Here is a 24,217-nt window from a genome sequence, read left to right on the forward strand (position 1 = left end):
TGCCTCCAAAAAGTTTTAAAAATGATGGTAGCTAACTAACTAATTATACTCTATTTTAGACTTTTTTCTCTAACTTTCCAATCAGGCATATAGCTAGCTACATAGGTATAAAATTCTTTTGAATGATTTGGATGAGTCAAATGGGCTATCTCATGTAGAACCACATATTCAATTGCTCGAATATCTCGTAAAACAAGATTAAAATTAAGGTTGATATTTTTTTTGACATAGTTACATGAGCCCCACCGAGTCTTTGTTTTTTTTATTGTAACCCTATTGATCTCTTGATTAGTAATCTTGAGATATTTAGCTACTAGATTATTAAGAATAATATCTGCTTGATCTTTATAAAATTCCTCTAATAGCTGTAACTTAAATTCTCTATTTGCAATAACACTTGGATTTAATAAAAACTGTATATGATCATCATGATAATTTACAATGTTACGCTTTGACTCAACAAATTTAATTGGATATTCGCATCCAAGAAAATAAATACTATCACCATCATTCAAAGTATAGTTTTGGTAATCATATTTTTGATTAATTGATAATCTTTTAGCATGTTTATCAAGCCATGCTTTTTTAGACTCAAGAATTTTGAAAATTTCTTTTTGAGTTAGACTTTTCGGTGATATTACTGTTACTAAACCATCTTTATTTAAAGAAATCTTTAGATTACTAACATCCCTATAAATAATATTAACTTTATAACTCATTATTTAGTTCTACTTATAAAATCTTCTAACTAAAATGATAACTCTTATAAGAACCTAAAACTTTAAAACTGTGTTTTTTTTTTAGAACCTCTAGTAATGCCTACTGTACACTAAGATCATCATCAAAGCCATCAAAATCGATAAAAAATAAATAGTTCCACGCCCTATTTCTTGATGGTCGAGATTATGTATTTGATATCATCATAACCTATTAATAGAAAATCGGGTATAATTTAACCTCCCATCTTCAAATTCATGCTTAAAAATCTTTAAACTATAAGTTTTAGCTGCTAACTCTCCAGCAATAGCTAAGTGATTTCTTTTATTTTTCTCAAAAATATACTTAGCAGCTCCTGCTGTATCGACAAACTCCTCAGAAGTAAGCTTTATTTTTTTTAGACTATTAGTACACTGTGATAATTGGGTACGAGATATAACACTTTCAACTTCTGAGATATCAATACCATCTAGCCCCATCAAGCGATGTTTTATTTAAAAGATGATCTTAGCTTTAACCATTAGATTACTCTTAATCAATTCATCATATGCTTGTACAATAAAACCAGCTAAAGAGTTTTCTATTGGAATCATTACAAAATTTGATTTACCAGTTATAGTATTCGATGGTATTAGAAAAAGACCAGCACAGAACTGTTTGAAAATCTTTTATATTCTGCTGATATAAGCTAGTTATTGCTTGCTCAGAGTAAGCACCGTGCTCACCCTGAAAAGATACTTTAATCATAGTATATTTAAAATTGGTTTAACTAATAAATATAATATATTATATTATGAAATATAAGATAAAAATAGAAATATTTATTTAGATATAATTATCATCACTAATAGCTTTTCGGATACCATCTCGCATATCAGCTGCTGGTAAACATAGATTTTTTGCGATTGTAACAACAATAAAACTAATTACTAATATTATTGCAGAACTCCAATATAAATCTAAACCACCTCTACCGCCAAATGAGCTAAAATATGAAACTATTGTCACTAAGATGATATACACCCAAAACCATATTGACTCTCTAAAATTCCATTGTATTTCTTCAGATCTATCTTTTCTAAAAGTCCTATATATACCGAGCATTGCTAAAGCGATAATCAAGGCTATACCTACTTTTGAGACTATTGTCCAGCCACTCCATAAAAATACTAAAGTAGCAGCAAACATCCCTAAAGTTGATAATAGATAAGCTCCTCTAAGCCTAAATGGCCTATGAAGCTCTGGTAAATGATGTCTAAGCGCCATCGTTGATGTAGGACCGGTAATATAAGTAAGAGATATCAACGATGTTAGGAAAGTTGCCATCTCTTTCCAACCAGGAAATGGCGCAAACATAATTAATGCTATAAGGAAATTTAAGCCAATAGCATAGATCGGTTTTTTCATAATTGGACTTAATTTACCTAAAATACTGGGTAAATAACCATTATAAACCATAGCTCCAAGAGACTTTAATGCAATACTAAAATATATTAATCCTGCCATTAAAGGGAAAACGATCGCTCCGAAATAAAGTGGATACATCACCCATTTAACTCCAAACCCTTGAGCCATTATGGCAAAAGGTCCAAAACTAGATGAGCTTGTACCTGGCATAACTACACTATGCCAATTATTATTATGGATAAACTTTGACATTACTAGCAAATAAGCAAACTGTAAGAATAAAAATATTATTAGACAAATCAATACTGCTCCTACAGTTGCTATAGGTATAGATTTTTTAGGATTTTTTGTACTTCCAGCCAACTCAACGATAGTTTTAAATCCAGTAAAAGCATAAGCAATACCACCAACAGAAACAGCTGCTAAAACACCATTAAAACCAAATGGTATTAATGAAAGCTCTTCAGTTTTTATATCCTTTAATGTGGGCAATATAAAACAAAAAACTATAAAGACAATCGATATAAATATTGGTATAGCAACCTTAAATAAAGTTACGATATTGTTTATTTTTGCTAACCACTTAAGTGAATAGAAATTAATCACACAAAAGCCTAAAAGGAAGAAAATTGCCAAAGGTAAGCCTGCTATTGATAATGCACCATCTCTACTTGTATCAATTAATGATGGATAAAAAACAGCCAAATACTGAATAACTGCTTGAACCTCAATTGGTGCTAAAACTAAATATGATATCCATGTAATCCATGCTAGCATATAGCTTGTTATCGTTCCATGCGTAATATGTGGAATTCGTGATGTAGAACCTTCAACAGGAACAATTGTGCAAACCTCAGCAAATATCAAAGCTATAAAAACCATTAAAATTGCACCTATTATCCATGAAATGACAGAGCCAGGACCAGCCTCTTGCGATGTATACTGTGCAGCAAACATCCAACCAGAACCCATAATAGCACCGACACCCATAGCCACAAGACTAAAAGTAGAAAGACTCTTTTTTTCCATTATCACCCTTTATCTTAATAAATTAACAAATTCTAATAATGAGTTTACTGTGATTAATTCATTAAGTAAACACCTTAGATTATTATATGACCTTTCTTATTACACGATCATTTAGCGTACTCATGATATCATATTCGATTGTATTTGTTTGTTTTGCTATTGAAAATACACTATTTCGATTGCGTGGAATATCTGATATCAGCTCGACTGTATCACCTATTTTAACATCATGCTCATTTATTCCTAAAGATACTGTCAGACCATCCATACTCATTCTACCAGCCATAGGATACATGACATTATTTATATTGACAAAACCTATATCACCTAATTCACGAGGAAAACCATCACCATAACCAATAGGAATCACAGCTAGCTGCTCACCCTCAAAACCTCGATAAATCAATGAATAACCAACACCATCTCCCTCTTGCAGTGTAATTATCTTAACCACTTCTGAAAGTAATCTTGCGATAGGTTTTATTTCTCTTATAGCTCTATCAACATAAAACTCTGGTAAAAAACCATAGCTTAAAATCCCTGGTCTTACCATATCATAACAGATTCCTTTTTGACCTAAAAAGCCATAAGAATTAGACAAGTGACAAATAATATCTTGAGATAATCCTTTGGTAAATTCAACAATATTGTCAAATCTCTTTTTTTGTTTAATATTTGTTGGGTGATCTCTATTATCAGCACATGCTAAATGACTATAGATCCCTTCTAAAATTAACCAATCAGATTCATAAGCTCTCTGTATTGTTCTATAAGAATCATTGTAGTCTACTCCCATACGGTTCATTCCCGTATTGAGATTAACATGAACAAAAGGCTTTTTATTGTAGTACTTAGCAAATTTTTCTAACTTATCAATATCATTATAATCTTGGATACTAACTCTGATATTTGTATTTAAAATTCTATCAATATAGTTATACTGGATTACTCCAAAAATCATAATAGGTTTTTCAACGACATCTAAGACCCTAAAAGCCTCTAAAACATTAGCCACAGCAAAAAAATCAACCAGATCATGACTATGTTTAACTATCAACTCTAAACCATGCCCATAAGCGTTTGCCTTAACAGGAAAACAAATCTTAACATTACCAATATACTCTTTTATTGTCTTAATATTATTTCTCAGAGTTTGTGCGTTAATCTCCAAAACATTCATGTTTTATCCTTTAATAATTATATATCTTTCTTTTTATAAAAAACTTGTTATCCTAAATCAGATTAGAAAAACTATCACTCAAACTTTAAAATATTTTACAGCTAAAAAAATATTATAAACTTATTATTTATAGTAAAAACTAGAATAATATTAGAAATTAATATTAAAAGAATCTTGAATATTTTTGATGAAATTCTCAAGCTTAAGGCTTACCAAAAAATTTGCTCATCTTTTGCCACAACTGCCATCTAACATATTTATAAATAAACTAAATACCACGATATCTACTAATGAAATCCTACCATTTAAAAATATTCTTATAACCCAACGACTATATAGTTCAACCAAGTACAAACTATCTTTACATAGCCTTATAAAAGCACAAGCTATAGCATTTTGCTCAGCGCTTAGATACTAATCTAAATTAAGTTGATGTTGTTTTCCTAACATCACAATTATAAGATTACTATCACATAGTTTCTATATAAGGTATTTTTACTGTTGGCGACTTGTGTTAAACTCAAGACCAAAGTAATTTTGATAATTTAAATCTATAGTTTTAAATATAATTCAAGTTTTAAGCAAAAAGGATTACAACTATAATTTCTGCCTTTTAAGCTTTAGTAGCTGGTGTAGATGAATCATTATAATTTTCCTTACCCACCAAGGCTTATGCAGTGAAGTATTAGCAGCTAGCTCAGATATACTAATTTCTTTTACAATCTCAGCTTTTTAAAAACTCTAAAACAACATCATCATCATCAAGCCTACCATTTCTAATAACTATATAACCTATGTATCTGTGATCTGAACTTTGTGTATTATAGTCAAATGAATATACTCGATAAAAAAACTAGTCTTTTATTTTCAAATTGCAAATTGATATTACATAAACAAACAGTATCATCAAGTAAATCCAAATTGTAATTAAGTGCTGTACGCTCTGCTATGCTTATAGCATATTCTTTTGCGCCATACAAAAAAACATCCCGCTAGAAAAATTAGCGTGTACAAAGCTATTGACATACTAGCACCTTAAAATCTCTATTAAAAGACTTTTATATGTTAAAATCTATCCGTTTAAAACATAACAGTTTAGATTACTTTGAAAATTTTAAAATACTTTTATGGATCTTCGTTTATAACACTAATTGGTGTTGCTATCGCTGTATTTATTTATCCAACTGCGCCATTAGAGACAATATACTCAGTGTTAATTCTAGCAATACTTGAAATATCACTTAGTTTTGATAATGCTGTAATCAATGCAAAAATTCTTGGCCAAATGCCACAAAAATGGCAAAAGATTTTTATTTATTTAGGTCTACCTATCACTGTCTTTGGTATGCGTCTAATATTTCCAATCTTACTAGTAAGTGTGACTAGTGGTATTAATTTTACCAGTGTAGTTATGCTTGCTTTAGATAACCCACAACAATACCAAACAATATTAGAGCATTCGATGTCTTATATTTGTAGCTTTGGTGGTAGTTTCTTACTCATGGTTTTCTTAAACTTCTTTCTAAGTGAAAATAAAGGACACCATTGGATACCACTTATTGAAAATAACATAATTACAAAAAAAATTCGTAATTATGATGGTGGTTACATTCTTTTTGCGATTATCGTTGGAGTTATAACAATCTACTATGCTGACTCAAACTATCAAGGTAGTTTAGCTATTGCTTTTCTCTTGGGAATAATAGTTCATGAGAGCATTGGTCTGCTTAACTCATTATTTGACACCACTAAGGTTAGTACTACAGATGTCGCTCGCAATGGCTTAATCGGTTTTATTTACTTAGAAATAATAGATGCTTCATTTAGTTTTGATGGTGTTATTGGTGCATTTGCTATCACTGCGAATATCATTATTATTATGATTGGTTTAGGTATTGGTGCGATGTTGGTGCGATCTTTGACTATACTATTTGTTGAAAAGAAAACTCTAGCAAAATATATCTATCTAGAGCACGGTGCTCATTATGCAATTGGTTTTCTCGCAATGGTATTATTACTAAAAATATTTATGCATCTTCCTGAGTGGTTTAGTGGTTCGATTGGTATATTAGTACTGATCGTGGCTTTTATTCATTCTATAGTATCTTATAAAAAATTACATAATTAAACTTGCTAACTCAGCAACATTTCTAGCAACATATTTAGATAAATTTGTCACTTTTTGTCTCTCAACATGTTCGATATAGGCAATAAACTTAGCTACATAGCCTTTTTCATATAACTGATAATCAGTATAGCTATCACCAATTGCTATAACCTCACCATTAATTAAACCTTTAGCTTTGTCAAAAGCGCTTAACTTAGAATCACAAGCTCCATTAGAGTTATCAAACGCTTTGAAACTACCATCTCTATTCCAAATAGTCTCAACAGCAAAAATATTTTGTCGAGGAATATTTAAATAGTCTGTAAATGGCTGTACACTTTCGGTTAACCCACCACTAAAAACCCATATTTGAAAGCCTTTGTTTTTGAGATTTTGAACTAGTTCTTTAATACCATCTGTTAGTAAGTTAGGGCAATATTTATCACTAAACTCTTTTATACTCTGTCTAGTTGGACTAGCAATTGCTAATCTCTTTTCTAGAGACTCTCTAAAGTTGATATCTCCTTGCATACCTACGTTAGTTATATCCTCTATCTCTTTTAGTTTTGCTGGAGATTTTTGTAATATTGGCTTTAAGATTAGCTCTAAAGACTCTTTTTTAATTAATGTCGAATCAAAATCAAAAATTATATTTTTCATAAAATTACTACTTTAGGTAAATTCCATGCAATGCCGGTGGAATTAAAATTGGTAAATATGCTTTATATACTAGCGTTAAATCTTTTGTATTTAAATAGACAATATAACTAAGTCTCTTATCCGTATCGATTACATTCATAAAAATTAAACCATCATCTTCGCTTTGAGCTTGTGGATTTGCAATAAATATTGGTTCAGAAACAAAATGACCATCTCCAAAAATACTAATATTAACATTGATAATATCAACTTTAATTACGCTATTAAAGAAATAGGCTTCAGCATCTCTTAGATATACATAGCGATAATTTTTCATTAAAACCTTTTCATTATTTTTTGGAAACTCAACATTATAATCTGCAACCACCCTTTTAGTTAAATGAGCATTACTAATATCTATAGTTGCGCGAACAAGCTCTGTTTTAAACTTACTATCACCATTATCAATATTTCTAAAATAAAACTTTTTGTATGGATCAAAACTATCAGTATATATCAATAAAATCTAAATTAAATCTGGTTACCGACTTCAAAAATTAACACTATGAAGAAAAACCATACTTGGTATTTCTTATAAAATAGCTTTAAATGAATTTTTATTTTAAGAGCAAAAATTTACAACTAGCATTTTTATCATAGCCTATAACCTCGGCAATAGGCTTAGTCAAAAATTCTAAAGGATTTGCTCTAAATAGACCTAAATTATAAGACAACATAATTATCTGTGACGAACAAAATATAATTGTATATAAATTGCTTATCACTAAACTTATAGAACTTTTCTCTTTTATCACTATTTTTAGCAATTTTGTAAAGAGTATATTTACACTTATTTGATATATCGACAACAAAATTAAATTGCTCTTAGGTAATAGGATCAACTAAGGATGGGCACAACTAAATTGTCCTTTGAGCTTGTCTTCAAATCTAAACTCTTTTAGTGTTTTAAGATTGTCACTACTAAATTCAAGTAACGTAGTAACTTCAGTAACTGCTAATAATTTATTATTTATACTAAAAATATTCACATTACAACTTGTTTTTTTCTGCCTTAAGACCTAACATGGTTTTTATTATCGGTATGATTCTACTAGTTTTAGAAGATAGCTTAGTTCCAAATTCATCATATTTCATACTCCCTTTATTAGCCGCAAAATTACTCAGACCTTAGATATTTATTTTTAAAATAGATATCTTTTTTATTACTTTGAAAGCTATATAACATTACTAAACCATCAAACCAGTGATTTAGCTTAAGCTTAATTTTTCCATATTCAAATTTAGTAGGACCAACTCTAAGTATCTGACCACTAAACCAGTCAGGTAAATTTGAAATTTCTGGCTTGAGAAAGTATTGTGAGAATTCTTCGCTTACATTAGCAAATGCTACAGATAGTCATAAGCTTTTAATAAATACTAAACACCAATAATTTTGTATTATACTCTTTTCTATGTTCTATTTTAATATCAAGGAATAAATTGATTAGTTATAAAGAAATGCCGCAAGGTACATTACAGATAAAATATTATTCAAGTCTTCTCAACTGTTGGTTAGCAATGCTAATAGGACTACTTAATTTCTACCTCACAGATCATGGTGGTTTTACAAAAACTCAAGTAAATACTCTTACGGTAAGTTTTTTGGCAATGAACTTTATTACATTGGTGCTTTAGGTGGATTTTTTTTTTAGCTTTAGAGGTTTGTTTCTAGTTATGTATATCTCTACAGGTAGTCAGTATGTTTATGATTGCTGAACATAATAAAACACTGATAATCTATGGCATTACACTATTTATCACTGGTGCTTGACTTAATGTCAGCTATCTTAATTTATGATGTTAACTTAACTATTTAAACCAGAAGATTACAACCGTAGATATACATTTTCAATAAACTATAGCTGTATTAATATAAGTTTTGTTGGTAGCTTTATCTTAGCTGGAGTTATACAGAGTTATGATGCTTTATACTACCACATTTTATACAGCTGCTGCATGCTTAGCACTAATAGTAATTTTACATCTGCTAAATTTTAAAAATGTCAAAGATAAAGGTACATTTTTCCATAACTAATTTTCAAATTCTAAAGCACGTTATCTAGTAGCCACTGGAACAATCTTAATATTCTTTTTATTCTCAATTATTTCTAATTAGATATGCAGAATTTGGTAGTAACTTGTTATATGTGTATTTAATTTCAGTATTTATATTTAGCTTTTATCGCCTTAATAACAAGAACTAGAGTATAGAAAGCACATAATTACCATTTTTGATTTCTTGTTAGCAATATTGTCAAAGCGAAGACAAAAAATAGCACTACACTTTCTTCATGTAGCTTAATCACTAAAAGTATTGGTATTATTAATGTTATATTTCCGATACTATTACTGTTTAATCATTGTAGTAGGTAAAATGTAAATATTACTAGCTATACTTTATTTAGTGATTTAATTAAACTCTATTCATCAGGGAATTTTTACTGGCTATATGTTTGTAAATGTTGCAGTTGGTATTGCAATCTAATCTCCTGTTTCTATTATACCATTGGTAATAAACCAAAAGCTAGTGATATTACTGCTTTAGGCACAAATCAAATGTACTCAAACATCTTTGTTTGCCTAACAATTATTGCTACTATTCTAACCATCATTTTCTTTTTGATTGCGGAAAAAATTAATAAAGTATTTGATAATATTTACTTTTTTTCTATTTAAAAATTGCTTATTATTACACATCTTAACCAACTTTATATAGAACCTAAAGATGCAAAAATATTCAAAAAAACCTTTGGTTTCTATAAAGAACCTATCTAAACAGTTTGATGATGGTCACTTAGCAGTTGACTCTGTAAACCTTGATGTCTATCCAAAAGAATTTTTTTCTTTACTAGGAGGATCTGGAAGTGGTAAAAGTACACTACTTAGAATGCTGGCAGGATTTGAAAGGCCAACTGATGGTAAAATAATTATCGATGGTGTAGATATGTCAAATACTCCACCATACAAAAGACCTGTAAACATGATGTTTCAGTCTTATGCATTATTCCCGCATATGAATGTAAAACAGAATATCATGTTTGGTTTAAAACAAGAAAAGTCTATTAAAAAAGAAGAGATTGAGAAAGCTACAGATGCCGCTTTAAAAATTATTAAGATGGATCATCTTGCTAAAAGAAAACCTCATCAACTATCTGGTGGTCAGCGTCAGCGTGTGGCTTTGGCAAGGTGCTTAGCAAAAAGACCTAAACTAATCCTATTGGATGAACCATTATCTGCATTAGACAAAAATCTACGTGACCGAATGCAGTTTGAACTTGTTGATATCCAAGAGCAAACCGGCAGTACATTTATAATGGTAACTCATGATCAAGAAGAAGCTATGACAATGTCTGCAAGAATTGGTATTATGACAGATGGTTGGTTAGAGCAAGTAAGTACTCCTTCAGAAATTTATGAGTTCCCTAAGAGTAGGTTTGTTGCTAACTTTATTGGTAAAAGTACAATTTTTGAAGGTCGTGTCGAAGAAATTAGTAGAACTCGTAGTGTGATAACTTCTGAACAGGCAGGAACAGATTTTGTCCTAAGAAGAAATATTGAAGCCATTGAAGATCAAGAGATATGGATAGGTTTACGCCCTGAAAAAATAGTTATTAGCAAAGAAAAACCAGAAGGATATAATCCTAACCGTCCTGTAAACTGTATTAAAGGGATTGTTGAAGATATTGCCTATATGGGTGGATTATCTACTTATCATGTAAGGACTGAAAATGGTAGTATAGTCAAATCAACTGACTTTAATATAGAGAGAAATGCTGACCATCCTTCTTGGGATGATGAAGTATATCTTACTTGGGAATCACAAAATATTATGGTGCTTTACTCGTAATGCAAAACTTAGAAAAAAGCTTTAGACATACTTTAGTTTATCTAATTCCTTTTATATGGTTTGTAATTTTTCTACTTATACCATTTTTATTTGTCGTAGGTATTAGTTTTACGTTGCCTGCTGATAGTACTCCTCCAGTTACCTCATTAATAACTTATAAACAAGCAACGCTACACTTTACATTATATTTAAGTAATTATATTGAACTTATTCATTATAATTTAATATTCATCTCTCTACTTAAATCTTTTAAAGTTGCTTTTATAACTACAGTATTGTGTATTTTAATCGGTTATCCGATGGCATTAGCTTTATCAAAAGCCCAAAAAAACATGCAAATTTTCTTTTTAGTTCTAATTGTTATTCCATATTGGACTTCTTTCCTGCTTAGAACTTATGCTTGGGTAACATTACTAGGTAACCACACTCTAAATCAATTTCTAATGAATTTAGGCTTGCCAAGCATGGCTTTACTATATAATGATTTTTCGATGTATCTGGGTATGGTTTATTGCTACTTACCATTTTTAGTATTACCACTATATAGTATTCTAATTAAAATCGATCCTAGCATCTACGATGCAGCTGAAGATTTGGGCTCTAAGCCTATTAATTCTTTCTTTAAGATAACATTACCATTATCAATGCCTGGGCTAATTGCTGGTAGTTTACTAATATTTATCCCTGCTATTGGTGAAGTAGTTGTGCCACAAATTATAGGTGGTATGGATTCGTTAATGATTGGTAATGTTATTTGGGAAGAGTTTTTCACTTCTAATAATTGGGGTATGGCTGCTGCAATATCTGTAGTATTAATAGTTGTACTAGTTTTACCTATCCTATGGATGCAACGCATTCAAGCAAAGAGAACTTTTGTCTAGGAGGATATAAGCGGTGAAGAGATTTTCATTTAGTAAGATAATGCTTATATTAGGTTTGGTATTTTTATATATTCCACTAATAATTTTGGTGGTTTTCTCGTTTAGTAATTCTAAAATTATTAACTTATGGGGTGGTTTTACTTTTGACTGGTATCATGAGGTTATTCATGATGAAGACATTATTAATGCTACTTTTACTAGCCTTAAAATAGCTACAATCACCTCTACAATAGCAACAATAATAGGTACAATAGTTGCTTATGCCATGACTAGATTTAAGTTTTTTAGATCTAGAAGTTTTTTATATGGTCTTGTAGCTACACCTCTTGTACTGCCTGACATTATTCTAGGGGTTGCTTTACTATTAATGTTTTCAACCTTACAACATTTAATCAGCTGGCCACATGAACGCGGTACAACTACTGTTGTGATAGCTCATGTAACTATGTGTACTGCTTATGTAACGATAGTAATGCAATCACGCATAGCTAGTGTAGATATATCTCTAGAAGAAGCTGCTTTAGATTTAGGAGCTGGTCCTATAGAGACATTCTTTAAAATAACTCTACCACAGCTAATACCATCACTAATTATTTCCGCGTTACTTACATTTACATTATCTATTGATGATTTAGTCGTCACAGAATTTGTAGCTGGTAGTGATAACCCTACTTTACCTATGTATATTTACTCAACTGTAAAAAACGGTCCTACACCTGAGATAAATGCCTTAGCCACAATTATGATTGGAATTATCGTTGTTGGTGTCCTACTAGGTATGTTTATTTCTACTAAATTCCAAAAAAGACAACCATTAAAACTATAAATTTAAATACTTTTAAAAAATATTTTTGTCAAAATATCTGTACATAAACATTAGACTGCATCATTTATTTTATTATCAGTTGTCTACTAGTCAATAAAATTATTAAGACAGTTGATTTAATAGAGCTTAGATAAGCTCACTAACCAACTTATCGAAATGTACTCTGAGAAAAGTTTTTATTGATTAAATCAACAGTATATATGTATTAAAAGTATATATAACTTGAATGTAAATCTTCGCAAAATAACTATCACTAAATCATTTATAACTATAGGTTTAGAAGATTATATGGAATTTATTAATAAAATGTTATAAAAACTAATTTATTATTCTTCGATTGAAACAAACTTACGGTTTAAAGCACCACCTATATGGAACTTAACTGTACCATCTTTAAGTGCAAATAATGTATGGTCTTTACCGCAACCAACATTTAAACCAGGATGAGTTTTAGTACCTCTCTGACGTATAATTATTGTACCTGCCTTAACAAATTCACCACCATATCTTTTAACACCTAAATACTTAGGATTTGAATCTCTTCCGTTTCTACTACTACCACCAGCTTTCTTATGAGCCATTGTATACTCCTTAAATTATTTTTTTAAAAATTATAAACTAATAGATGAAACTTTAACAACTGTAAAATACTGACGATGGCCTTGCTGCTTCATACTATGCTTACGACGACGGAACTTCATAATTTTAACTTTCTTATAACGACCTTGCTCAACTACTTCACCAACAACTTTAGCACCAGTTACCGTTGGAGCGCCAATTTTAACCTCACCTGCTGCAGTTTGCCCAATTAAAACTGTATCAAACTCAACTTTCTCACCAATACCAAGGTCAAACCTCTCAAGCTTAACTACTTCACCTTCTTTTACCTTGTATTGCTTACCGCCATTTTTAATTATCGCGTACATTTATTAACTCCATTTATTAGATTTAAATTCTCAGAACTGCCTAAATTAATAAACTTCTGACTTTTTGTTATTATTACAAATAACCTAGCTATAAAACTAGATGATGTATTATAACAAAAATAATTAAAATCGCAAACACTAGTCTTAAAATTAGGCTTATATTTGGATAAAAGTTCTACTAATAACTAATATAAAATCAACGATTAGACATTATTTAAAATAAAATACAATTACTTTACTACAAAAATGTCACCAAAAGCCATTTTCTGATGAGAATTAATAATCGCTCACGACTCTTTTAAGGAATCTATACCGGCTATAGAAGTATGCAATTCTATAGAAAATAGTTTTAAAAAAGTATTTCCTAAACTGAATATATCAAAATTCCTGTTGCTATGGAGGAGAAGGATATTTAGAAGTTATTGCCAAAAATTTACCTCTAGCAGAGAATTGTTACACAATAAATGCTCCATTAGTTAATATTATTTAAGCTAACTACTTGATTAGTAATACAGCAATTATGGAACTTGCCCGAAGCCATAACTATTTGTACTTAGGTGATCTACAAATATTTTAGTTGATAAGGATATAAGTTTAAGCCACTGCTTTAGGCAAGTTCTATAATTGATGCTTTAATCGTGATATATCAAAGTTTGCTTTAACCTTAGATGGTGGTATAAGTAGCACTATGTAGACATTAGCTTACTTTAAGCTTTAGGGATTGAAATAAACCATATCAATAACCTGTTGTCTTTAAAATATTCAAATAGCCACTATTGATTTAAGTTCACTTAATCAGCGCTTAAAACACGCTAGTTTTAAAGTTGCTGGTGATGTTAATAATCCACTTTATGTGGTATAAATTGGTACGACTCTTACTTTTGGTAAACAAAAGGGAACAGCTAATAAACAGCTAAAAGATATAGATGATAAAATACGCAGTTTTGCAAACTTTTCCAAAAAATTATAAATAAAAACTTAGATAATTTATTATGTACTGTAGCTGCTGACGGTGTTGGTTTTGCTCTAGTAACATTTCTAAATGCTCAATTAGTCTCCGGCGCTGAATTAATCATATATACAATCAATTTTGATAACTATTTCAAAAATTGCGAAATTGTAATTGTTGGTGAAGGCAAAATGGATCAACAAAGTTTATATGGAAACAATCCTTTTATTGTAGCTAAAAGAGAAAAAAGCACAATATGAAAAAAGTAATTGCCATAGTTAGGTAGTTATGGAACTTGATGAAAATGATATAAATACTTCAGTTACAGATGCTGTGTTCCCATATATATCTGAGTAAACTGCTACAAAAATTACTAAGTTTTTAGTCTGAGTAATACTAACAATCGACTAAATGATCATTTACTAGTCCCACTGCTCGGTATATAAGCGTAGATGATAGTTTGGTTTACAAAACCCCATAAATAATTACTAAAGCTACTAAACTCTTTTTGAATTTCTAAGAGTACTCGGGCATTATCTTTAGTTGAATAAATTTTTAATTTACTATAGATTTATACTAGGGTTAATTAGTAGAGTTTCAAGCTCTGAGTCTGTCATTATTAGCTATTTTAATTATATCAAAATTGTAAAAAGCGTCATTATAACTTTATCTTTTGTTTAGAATAGTTTCCCAGTTTAAACCAGTTTGAGCTTCTAATATTAGAAGCTCAAAAGCTCTCTATCATAATACTTTGGAATACCCATTTATTATCATGGTAATTAGCATAATAGCTCTTGATTCGGCTTATTTCCAAAACAACGATTTCTATAATCCATCTTATTTAGATACGTTAAATAATATTATTATATAAAATGGTTTGCATCAATTCTCAGTAGTTAGTAGATATAATCAGAAAATAATATTTACTCAACCTTACCATGACACTGTTTATACTTTTTTCCAGAACCACAAGGACAAGGGTCGTTTCTTTTAACTTTTATACCTTCCCTTCTAACTTGATGAACTTTTGGAGCTTCTACTCGCTTGCCTGCATCATGTCTTTGGTTGTTATCAATAACACTTTCATGCTCAGCTTTAATATCACTTATAGACTCTTGCCATTCTTGTTGAGCTCTTTGCGTTTCTTCTTCTGTAGCAATCCTAATCTTAGCAAGTGAAGATATAACTTCATATTTAAAATTATCCAGCATAGTTGAGAAAAGTTCAAATGCTTCTTTCTTATATTCATTTTTAGGATCTTTCTGGGCATAACCTCGTAAGTTAATACTATTACGTAAATGATCGATAGAACTTAGATGCTCACGCCAATGACTATCAAGAGATTGTAATAATGAGAATTTCTCAAATTGTCTCACAGCTTCTGAATCTAAATTTTTAGTTTTTTCTGCAAACTCAATTTCTATTGCTTCTCGGACAAGCTTTTGAAGCTCTTCCTCTCCTAGTATATCATCTTCTTCATAAAGCTTTTGTAGATCAACATCAATCATAAAATCAGATTTAAGAGCTTTTTCTAAACCTTCGAGATCCCATAACTCATGCATAGAACCAGCCGGTACATAATCGTGGAACAGTTGTTCCGCGACATCAATACGGATATCAGCTAAAATATCACTTACATCATCAGCATCTAAGAATGCTTGTCTTTGCTCATAGATAACTTTACGCTGCGTATTAACAACATTATCATATTCTAATAAATTCTTACGAATATCAAAATGATAACTTTCAACCTTACTTTGCGCTTTAGATATTACTTTTGACATAAAACCAAAAGCAAGAGACTCACCGCCTTTTAAACCTTTCTTAACTCTCTCAGCCATGCTTTGAGAAGCAAAAATTCGTAATAAATTATCATCCATAGATAGATAGAATTTACTCTCACCTGGATCACCCTGACGCGCAGCACGACCTATTAACTGGTTATCAATTCTGCGTGAGTCATGTCTTTCTGAACCTATTATACACAAGCCTCCAGCTTTTTTAACAGCCTCATTACGCTTTACCCACTCTGCTTTTATTTTAGCAATATCTTCTTGTGTAGGATCTTCTAGCTGAGCAATTTCAACTTCTAAATTACCACCAAGAATAATATCTGTACCACGCCCTGCCATATTTGTTGCAATCGTTACAGCTCCTGGATAGCCTGCCATAGCAATGATAGCAGCTTCTTTCTCATGCTGCTTAGCATTTAAGACATTATGCTTAATTTTCTTTTTCTTCAACAGGGTTGATAATACTTCAGATGCTTCAATCGACGCCGTGCCAACTAATACCGGCTGATCTTTTGAAATTCTCTCTTTAATATCAACAACAATAGCATCAAATTTTTCTATAACACTACCATATATCTCATCATGATGATCTTTTCTAATCATTGGTTTATTAGTTGGAATAATGATTACCTCTAAACCATAGATAGAATGAAGCTCAAACGCCTCAGTATCAGCGGTACCAGTCATACCAGCAATTTTGTTATATAACTTAAAGAAATTTTGGAAAGTAATAGATGCCATTGTTTGATTTTCAGCATTGACTTTGACACCTTCTTTAGCCTCTATTGCCTGATGTAAACCGTCTGACCATCTGCGTCCAGGCATTGCCCTACCAGTACTCTCATCAATAATTACAACCTCTTGATCACGCACAATATAATCAACATTAAGCTGATATAATGAATGCGCTCTTAGGCATGCGTTTAAGTAGTGCATTTTTGTGATATTATGAGGACTATAAAGGTTATCATCCTCTTCAAGAATGTTTTCTTTTTTGAGTATATTTTCGATTTTTGCATAACCTTTTTCAGTTAAATAAGCATTTTTAGATTTCTCATCTACATAAAAATCTTTTTGCTCTTGCTCATTTTCAACTTCTTCTTTTTCTTGCTTATCTAAGTAAGGAATTAATCTATTAAAAAGATTATACATCTCAGAACTATCGTCTGATGTGCCTGATATGATAAGTGGTGTTCTAGCCTCATCAATCAAAATCGAATCAACTTCATCTATAATTACATAGTTGCGACTTCTTTGGACTTGCTGATCTTTGTCATAAGCCATATTATCTCTTAGATAATCAAAACCAAACTCATTGTTTGTACCATAGGTAATATCATAAGCATATGCCTGCTTGCGTTGCTCAGGATTTAAATCAGCAACTATGACACCGATAGACATACCTAAAAACTTATAAATATCACTCATCAGCTCAGCATCACGCTTTGCTAGATAATCGTTGACTGTAATTACATGTACACCATTACCAGTCAAAGCATTTAAATAAGCTGGCAATGTAGCAACTAAAGTTTTACCCTCACCTGTTCTCATCTCAGCAACCTTACCTTGATGAAGAGCTATACCTCCTATTAGCTGAACATCATAGTGACGCATATTTTTGGTACGTCTTGCAGCTTCTCTGACGGTTGCAAAAGCTTCTGGCAAAAGATTATCTAATATTTCACCATTTGCAAGTCTTTCTCGATATTCAAGAGTTTTTGCTTTCAATTGCTCATCACTAAGTTTCTCAAATCCAGGTTCTAAAGAATTGATTTTTTGAACTGTTTTAGAAACTTTTTTTATAAATCTTTCGTTACGACTACCTATTATCTTCTTTACTAAACCTAACATCCCTAATTAACCAACTCTTATTATATAATTTATATAAATAAAATACCCTGAAGATACATTATATAGAGTTTATAAGAAATTTAAATTAAGATAGAGGTATTAATTATAAGAATTATAATCTAACTCATCAAAATGAGATATTTCTACTTAAACTTACTAACTACGATAATACTTGGGCTAGCAATATCTAGCTGCTTTACTAGCGTACAAAAAAACAGTAAAAGTATAACCAACATGGTTTAATCTAGATTAGTCAAATACAGATGATTTTTTATGGCTTTGGTGCAGCAAAAATTTTCAAACAAGCAACTCAAAATGCTCTTGCTGATGTGGTTCAAAGGCTTCAAGTTTCAATATCGACAACAGCTAGCTTTACAAATATCACTAATAATAACAAATTTCTCAAAAACTAACTCAAACCACTACAACTGCCAAAATAACTATTCATAACTACAAGATAGTCAATCAGGCAGAGCTTAAACAAATATTCTATACCAAAGTTCAAACCAATAAAACACAAACTATAAATGATTTTAAAGAACTTATTAGTAGTAATATTAATCAAGCTCAACAACTACTAGCAACTATAAACAACAAAAGTTCACTTTACAGATTTGCTATAGCTCAGCAAGTGAATAAAACATACAACTAATAAAAAGTAGTTTAAGAACATTGATAATCTTAGTACCTGATAGCAATATTAATAGCCGAATTGACGCACTAAGCCAAATTGATAATCAGCTCTTGAATCTCACAAAAAGTTTACAAATAATGTTGATAAATAAAATAGTGGCTTTTTTACATAGTGGTTTTTTTTACAATTCACTTGAAAAGTTTTTGCAAGTAAATAACTATAATATTACAAATAAAAAAGATTTAGTTAATACTAGATATAATGCTAAAACTTAGCTATTATGATAATCAATTTAATGATGATGAGTACTATCTTGAAACAAAAGTTGAGCTTCAAGCATTAGATGACTCAGCTAATAAATTAGCACCCAAAGAATATATTATCAAAACATGCTCAAAGCAAGGTAGAGTAGCTGCTATAGACAAAGCTGTGGAAGTATTCTATTCTCAACTTAATAATGCAGAGAGTATATATTAAAAATGACTATAAAAAATTTTCCAGAAAAAATTGCTAGTATCAACTCACATACAACGAGAAAGAAAATAACTAATACAACTTATGCTAGCAAACAACTTATATCTAAAGCAACCCAAATTAAAACCACTATTGAGGTTGCCAACAAAGAGTTACACAAACTTAACTTACCTTATTTAAGAGATACCCAAATAGTTTTTTATTCTCCTAGTAAAATAATCATACATAGTAATAAAGAAATTCTGAAATCAAAGCTTAAAGAACTTCATGACCAGTTTGTCACACAACTAAGACAAAATAGCATATTTTCTAAGCTTGAGAAAATAGATATAATTATAAATTACACACAAAACAATAAAAAAACAAAGCCAACTATAACCAATGAGATTGGTAAGCAAGCACTAGAAAAAATTAAGAAACAGCTTTGTAGAGATTAAAATCGAGAAATTTTACTAGTTTTCTTTGATTGTACCTAAAGCCACTTCTATCATACTTGTAAAACATTGCTCTCTTTGTTGAGCTGTAGTAGATTCACCAGTTATAAAGCTATCAGAAATAGTTACAACTGCAGAAGCCTTTTTACCTAACTCACTTGCTGTAGCAAATAAAGCTGCTGTCTCCATCTCAACCAAATCACAGTTATACTTTTTGACTATTTTTTTGTAATCTTCAGAATTTCTATAAAAAACATCAGTACAATGTGCTTTTGCCTTCTTAAATTCTATATTCTGTCTTGCAGCAGATTCTATAAGCTCTTTATTAAGCTCTTCTGAAGACCTTACATCACGAACTTTACTTCCTGTAACGATTGCAACAAAATCAGATTCACCATAGCTTTCCTCGATAAGAACAATATCATAAACTTTAAACTCAGCTTTGTATGATCCAGCTGAGCCAACTCTAATAATACTATCGATATCATAATATTTAAAAAGTTCATAAGCATAAATACCCATACTTGGCATACCCATTCCAGATCCCATAACACTAACTTTTTTACCCTTGTATGTGCCTGTATAGCCAAACATATTTCTGACAGCATTAACTCTGACTACATTTTCTAGGTAGTTATCAGCAATATATTTAGCTCTTAATGGATCTCCAGGCATAATCACTGTTTTTGCAAATTCTTCTTTTCTTAATGTTTCTATATGAGGAGTAGGTAACGACATATCTTTTCCCTTTATTCTTAAGTTCTTTGAGATTATTAATTAGCATAAATTTAAACAAAAATCTTAGTTTTATAACATTTTATAGCATTAACTAATCTTATATTAATATAAAAAAACTTTATTTAAAACACAAAAAGTTAGATAAATAGTTTTTTTATATTGGAATAACAATAAAATAAAATTAATCTAGAATAAAAGGTGATGCGCTTAAAGAGCTTCTTTAGGGTTAGAATCATCAGCTACTTCTGACTCATCTTCAACTGGTGCTACTGGTGCTATAATCTTACCTGTATCTTTTGGTTTATAACTATCACCATATTCACCTGGATCACGCACTTGACGTCTAGCCATTAGATCATCAACTTGTAGTGCATCTATAGTTTCATATTTCATTAGCGCATCAGCCATAGCATGTAGGATATCGATATTCTCTTCTAGCAATTGCTTAGCCTTAGCATAACTTGTCTCTATTAGTTTACGCACCTCAATATCTACTTCTCGGATAGTAGAGTCTGAAAGTTTAACAGATTTGCCACCGCTAACTCCAAAAGGTCCATCATCTTCAACATCATATAGGATAGTTCCCACTACATCAGATAATCCCCAACGTGCAACATAGTTACGCGCAATATTAGTAGCTACTTGAATATCATTAGAAGCCCCAGTAGTTACATAATCATAACCAAAAATAAGCTCTTCAGCGATTCTACCACCAAAGATACTACATAGGCGCCCACACAATACTAGTCTACTCTGGCTAACAGTATCACCTTCTGGCATATACATTGTCACACCAAGCGCTCTACCTCTAGGTATGATACTTACTTTATAAACTGGATCATGCTCTGGCATTAAACGACCAATAATAGCATGACCTGCTTCATGGTAAGCTGTAAGCTTTTTCTCTTTTTCAGTCATTGCCATACTTCTTCTTTCAGAGCCCATTAAGATTTTATCTTTAGCTTTTTCAAAATCAGCCATTGATACTTTATCTTTAGACTCTCTTGCAGCAAATAAAGCGGCTTCATTAACAAGGTTTGCAAGTTCTGCCCCAGAAAATCCTGGCGTACCTCTTGCTATCCAATCAGCACGGACATCTTCGCCTAAAGCAATTTTTTTCATATGAACTTTTAGTATCGCTTCACGCCCTTTTACCGTTGGCAAACCAACTGTAACCTGTCTATCGAATCTACCTGGTCTTAGTAATGCTTTATCTAAAACATCTGGCCTATTAGTAGCAGCTATTACTATTACACCCTCGTTATCAGCAAAACCATCCATCTCAACAAGCATCTGGTTAAGAGTTTGCTCTCTCTCATCATTACCACCACCCATACCTGAACCACGATGACGACCAACTGCATCTATTTCATCAATAAACACTAAACAAGGAGCTTTCTTTTTAGCTTGTTCAAACATATCACGAACACGTGATGCACCTACACCAACAAACATCTCAACAAAATCAGAGCCTGAAATTGAGAAAAACGGTACCTTTGCCTCACCTGCAATAGCTCTAGCCAAGAGTGTCTTACCAGTACCTGGAGGCCCTACCATTAAGACACCTTTAGGAATCTTACCACCAATTTTTTCATATTTTTTTGGCTCACGTAAAAAATCAACTATCTCGGCAATCTCTTCCTTAGCTTCATCAACACCAGCAACATCATCTAAAGTTACTTTAATCTCATCTTCACCAAGTAGTTTTGCTTTACTCTTACCAACAGAAAAAGGCCCACCTTTGCTACCGCCACCAGCCTTGATCATCATATAAATGAAAAAACCAAAGATTAGCAGCATTGGTAACCAGTTAAGCAAAAATGTCAAAAATATATTAGGCTTTTCTGGAGCTTTTGCTTTGACTATAGCTTTACTATCTTCTAATTTGTTAACTAAACTACCATCTAGTAATGGTGCATAGGTTACAAAAGTTTCCCCTTCATTAGTCTTACCTGTGATAGTTCTACCATCAACATCTACAACGCTAATCTGGTTACCTTTTAGCTTGGAAATAAATGTAGAATAATTTATATTTTTAGATGATCCATTTGTATCATTAATACCATTGAAAAGTAGTAGCATCCCACCAATGATTAAAACCCAAAAAATAATATTTTTAATCATATTATTTTTATTATCATTATTTTGTGCCATATATTTATTTAATCCTTTCTTCCTTATAAAGTTTAATACTCAATTTTAACTAATATACTATAGTAAAAAAATTCATTATTAGCTAGTCGTTTTGCCAAAAAATTGTATAGTACTTTTTATATATTATAGCTCAATATAAATGATAATACTCTTTATATTACCTACTATATTTTTTATCTCAACAAAAATCATATTGGATCAAAATTTAAAACAAAACATAGGTTTAGTTATGCTTATTAAACTAATAGATGGTTCAGCACTAAAAATACTGCACAGCAACAAATAAAAATGACTTAGATGTCAATGCAATCATTCTAAAAATAGCAAATACCGTATATTTGCTTGCTTTGAGATTATTTATCCCAGCATCTGGGTAAATATCAGATAAAATTGGTAGCAAAAATCTACTAGTAATTTCAATCACCGGTTTCATGCTATCATCTATAGCATGTGGACTACTAACTAATCTTACTTGTTTGGTTATTTTTAGAGCTGTTCAAGAAACTTTTTGTGATTTTGTCACACCTGTCGCCCTCTTAGTAATAGTTTAGAATCTACAAAAATGTACTCACAGCAATGTCATAGTTGCTGTAATCACTGCGTTATGACCAATACCTTGACCCTTTATTTGGAGGAGCTATTACTACTCATATTGGCTGGAGAATGATTTTTTTTATTAATGTTCTAATTGGTATAATAACTGTAACTTTGATATATCTATATCTATCAATTATTAGCTCTTTAGCATTACAAAAAATTAATTTGAAAGGTTTTATTATTATTGGTACTTCTTATTAATATATGATGTTTTTATAGACTTGATTATAGATACACAAATCCTTGTTGATATAAAATGGCTGCTACTGATCTTTGTAGTTATCCTTTTTATTATATATACTCCATGCTCAGAGTTTGAAAGATAATGCTGTTATTAACTTAACTATTTTTGATAATAGCTGCTTTATGTATTTCACCATAATGAGTTCAACCTCAAGACTTTTAGTAATGGAAATGTCATTTATTTTTCCAATATATTTAAAAACCAAGTAAGGTTTTTGTGCTTTTGAATATGGGTTTATTTTTATTGTTCTTTATGATACGTGATTAGTTTGTTAAAAAGTTTGTAAAAAGAGTTTTAGCTAGAGAGCACTTTTATAAGTTTTTCATTATTTATCTATGTCTAATAGCTACTACATGATTTAGGTATTGATAGGTTTTTTATCCACTTTATATTTATTAGTTTTTGCGATATTACTGAGTATGCTTGTTTTTTGTTTTGGCATGTTCACCATGATTAGTATCACGCTGGAATATCATAATTAATATACAAAATGATACTTATATGAGCAGAGCAACTGTCATAAATAGTTTGATAATCCAACTTACAAACGAATTTGCGATTTCTTGGGTTGGAATAGTTTTGGCTAATTTTTCAGGAATTAATCACATTGATTTTAGTTAAAAATATCATTATTAGCTTTTGCAGCGGTTAAGTTTATATACTCTATCGGGCTTTTAGTGATTTTAATCTATGTAACTTAATAATTTAAACAGTGTGCCAATATCTTAGT

At 30.8% G+C, this 24,217-nt stretch carries 20 protein-coding genes and 7 pseudogenes; 11 read left to right on the forward strand and 16 right to left on the reverse strand.

The features are described from left to right. Positions 1-50 precede the first annotated feature (50 nt). The 6 genes and pseudogenes from FSC845_RS05775 to FSC845_RS07515 all read right to left on the reverse strand — a co-directional run. Positions 51-719, reverse strand: coding sequence for a M48 family metallopeptidase (locus tag FSC845_RS05775; protein WP_064461096.1), 669 nt, complete (start codon positions 717-719; stop codon positions 51-53). A gap of 25 nt (positions 720-744) precedes the next feature. After that, positions 745-1,464, reverse strand: a pseudogene (locus FSC845_RS05780) (prephenate dehydratase). Between the two features lie 78 nt (positions 1,465-1,542). Then, positions 1,543-3,153 carry an APC family permease gene (locus FSC845_RS05785; RefSeq protein ID WP_064461097.1) on the reverse strand — a complete coding sequence of 537 codons (1,611 nt, stop codon included), beginning with the start codon at positions 3,151-3,153 and terminating at the stop codon, positions 1,543-1,545. 82 nt (positions 3,154-3,235) lie between these two features. Further along, positions 3,236-4,333 carry an alanine racemase gene (gene alr / locus FSC845_RS05790; protein ID WP_064461098.1) on the reverse strand — a complete coding sequence of 366 codons (1,098 nt, stop codon included), beginning with the start codon at positions 4,331-4,333 and terminating at the stop codon, positions 3,236-3,238. Between the two features lie 150 nt (positions 4,334-4,483). After that, positions 4,484-4,978: pseudogene (locus tag FSC845_RS09045) on the reverse strand (Tom37 metaxin N-terminal-like domain-containing protein). A gap of 33 nt (positions 4,979-5,011) precedes the next feature. After that, positions 5,012-5,359: pseudogene (locus FSC845_RS07515) on the reverse strand (DUF3301 domain-containing protein); the annotation flags it as partial. A gap of 79 nt (positions 5,360-5,438) precedes the next feature. Here FSC845_RS07515 and FSC845_RS05795 point away from each other — a divergent pair. Beyond that, on the forward strand, positions 5,439-6,461 hold the full coding sequence (locus FSC845_RS05795) for a DUF475 domain-containing protein (RefSeq protein WP_064461099.1): 1,023 nt from the start codon (positions 5,439-5,441) through the stop codon (positions 6,459-6,461). Here the strand turns inward: FSC845_RS05795 and FSC845_RS05800 are convergent. The 4 genes and pseudogenes from FSC845_RS05800 to FSC845_RS09335 all read right to left on the reverse strand — a co-directional run. Beyond that, positions 6,450-7,100 (reverse strand): HAD-IB family phosphatase, encoded by a 651-nt coding sequence (locus FSC845_RS05800; protein ID WP_064461100.1) that lies wholly within the window; start codon positions 7,098-7,100, stop codon positions 6,450-6,452. The genes FSC845_RS05795 and FSC845_RS05800 overlap by 12 nt on opposite strands. A 7-nt stretch (positions 7,101-7,107) precedes the next feature. Then, on the reverse strand, positions 7,108-7,599 hold the full coding sequence (locus FSC845_RS09050; RefSeq protein ID WP_064461101.1) for a carotenoid oxygenase family protein: 492 nt from the start codon (positions 7,597-7,599) through the stop codon (positions 7,108-7,110). Positions 7,600-7,981: 382 nt separating this feature from the next. Continuing rightward, positions 7,982-8,128 (reverse strand): carotenoid oxygenase family protein, encoded by a 147-nt coding sequence (locus FSC845_RS09330; RefSeq protein ID WP_227806671.1) that lies wholly within the window; start codon positions 8,126-8,128, stop codon positions 7,982-7,984. Between the two features lie 128 nt (positions 8,129-8,256). Beyond that, positions 8,257-8,472 (reverse strand): annotated as a pseudogene (locus tag FSC845_RS09335) (carotenoid oxygenase family protein); the annotation flags it as partial. Between the two features lie 107 nt (positions 8,473-8,579). On the opposite strand from FSC845_RS09335, the pseudogene FSC845_RS09445 reads away from it, so the two are divergent. The 4 genes and pseudogenes from FSC845_RS09445 (at position 8,580) to FSC845_RS05825 (ending at position 12,693) form a co-directional block, all read left to right on the forward strand. After that, a pseudogene (locus FSC845_RS09445) lies at positions 8,580-9,815 on the forward strand (MFS transporter). Positions 9,816-9,864: 49 nt separating this feature from the next. Then, a complete protein-coding gene (locus FSC845_RS05815) occupies positions 9,865-10,986 on the forward strand; it encodes an ABC transporter ATP-binding protein (RefSeq protein ID WP_064461102.1) in 1,122 nt (373 codons plus the stop codon). Continuing rightward, the gene (locus FSC845_RS05820; RefSeq protein ID WP_064461103.1) at positions 10,986-11,867 is read left to right on the forward strand and encodes an ABC transporter permease; all 882 of its coding nucleotides are present in this window, start codon (positions 10,986-10,988) and stop codon (positions 11,865-11,867) included. Before FSC845_RS05815 ends, FSC845_RS05820 begins: the two co-directional genes overlap by 1 nt. Positions 11,868-11,880: 13 nt before the next feature. Further along, on the forward strand, positions 11,881-12,693 hold the full coding sequence (locus FSC845_RS05825; RefSeq protein WP_064461104.1) for an ABC transporter permease: 813 nt from the start codon (positions 11,881-11,883) through the stop codon (positions 12,691-12,693). A gap of 326 nt (positions 12,694-13,019) precedes the next feature. Here FSC845_RS05825 and rpmA read toward each other — a convergent pair whose 3' ends face one another. Next, positions 13,020-13,274, reverse strand: a complete 255-nt coding sequence (gene rpmA / locus FSC845_RS05830) for a 50S ribosomal protein L27 (protein ID WP_064461105.1) — start codon at positions 13,272-13,274, stop codon at positions 13,020-13,022. A gap of 30 nt (positions 13,275-13,304) precedes the next feature. Further along, positions 13,305-13,619, reverse strand: coding sequence for a 50S ribosomal protein L21 (rplU, locus tag FSC845_RS05835; protein ID WP_064461106.1), 315 nt, complete (start codon positions 13,617-13,619; stop codon positions 13,305-13,307). A gap of 318 nt (positions 13,620-13,937) precedes the next feature. On the opposite strand from rplU, the gene FSC845_RS10150 reads away from it, so the two are divergent. After that, entirely contained in the window at positions 13,938-14,099 is a 162-nt protein-coding gene (locus tag FSC845_RS10150; RefSeq protein ID WP_407637682.1) for a hypothetical protein, read from the forward strand. 486 nt (positions 14,100-14,585) lie between these two features. After that, positions 14,586-14,828, forward strand: coding sequence for a glycerate kinase (locus FSC845_RS09065; RefSeq protein ID WP_227806688.1), 243 nt, complete (start codon positions 14,586-14,588; stop codon positions 14,826-14,828). A gap of 136 nt (positions 14,829-14,964) precedes the next feature. On the opposite strand, the pseudogene FSC845_RS07530 reads toward FSC845_RS09065, so the two are convergent. Then, positions 14,965-15,404: pseudogene (locus tag FSC845_RS07530) on the reverse strand (DNA-3-methyladenine glycosylase I). An 87-nt stretch (positions 15,405-15,491) separates the two neighbouring features. Next, positions 15,492-18,212, reverse strand: a complete 2,721-nt coding sequence (gene secA, locus FSC845_RS05840; RefSeq protein ID WP_064461107.1) for a preprotein translocase subunit SecA — start codon at positions 18,210-18,212, stop codon at positions 15,492-15,494. Positions 18,213-18,475: 263 nt separating this feature from the next. Between secA and FSC845_RS09070 the strand changes: the two genes are divergently transcribed. The 3 genes from FSC845_RS09070 (at position 18,476) to FSC845_RS05850 (ending at position 19,757) form a co-directional block, all read left to right on the forward strand. Next, positions 18,476-18,625 carry an LPP20 family lipoprotein gene (locus FSC845_RS09070; RefSeq protein WP_227806673.1) on the forward strand — a complete coding sequence of 50 codons (150 nt, stop codon included), beginning with the start codon at positions 18,476-18,478 and terminating at the stop codon, positions 18,623-18,625. 482 nt (positions 18,626-19,107) lie between these two features. Further along, positions 19,108-19,323, forward strand: a complete 216-nt coding sequence (locus tag FSC845_RS09075; protein WP_227806674.1) for a hypothetical protein — start codon at positions 19,108-19,110, stop codon at positions 19,321-19,323. 2 nt (positions 19,324-19,325) lie between these two features. Continuing rightward, positions 19,326-19,757: a hypothetical protein gene (locus FSC845_RS05850; RefSeq protein ID WP_064461108.1), complete on the forward strand. Its 432-nt coding sequence runs from the start codon at positions 19,326-19,328 to the stop codon at positions 19,755-19,757. 15 nt (positions 19,758-19,772) lie between these two features. Here the strand turns inward: FSC845_RS05850 and deoD are convergent, their stop codons facing one another. Then, positions 19,773-20,492, reverse strand: coding sequence for a purine-nucleoside phosphorylase (gene deoD, locus FSC845_RS05855; protein WP_064461109.1), 720 nt, complete (start codon positions 20,490-20,492; stop codon positions 19,773-19,775). A 207-nt stretch (positions 20,493-20,699) separates the two neighbouring features. Continuing rightward, on the reverse strand, positions 20,700-22,646 hold the full coding sequence (ftsH, locus tag FSC845_RS05860; RefSeq protein WP_064461110.1) for an ATP-dependent zinc metalloprotease FtsH: 1,947 nt from the start codon (positions 22,644-22,646) through the stop codon (positions 20,700-20,702). Between the two features lie 229 nt (positions 22,647-22,875). Here ftsH and FSC845_RS09770 point away from each other — a divergent pair. Next, a pseudogene (locus FSC845_RS09770) lies at positions 22,876-24,216 on the forward strand (MFS transporter). The last annotated feature ends 1 nt before the right edge of the window (position 24,217 follow it).

This window comes from Francisella persica ATCC VR-331 (assembly GCF_001653955.1).
GTDB lineage: Bacteria > Pseudomonadota > Gammaproteobacteria > Francisellales > Francisellaceae > Francisella > Francisella persica.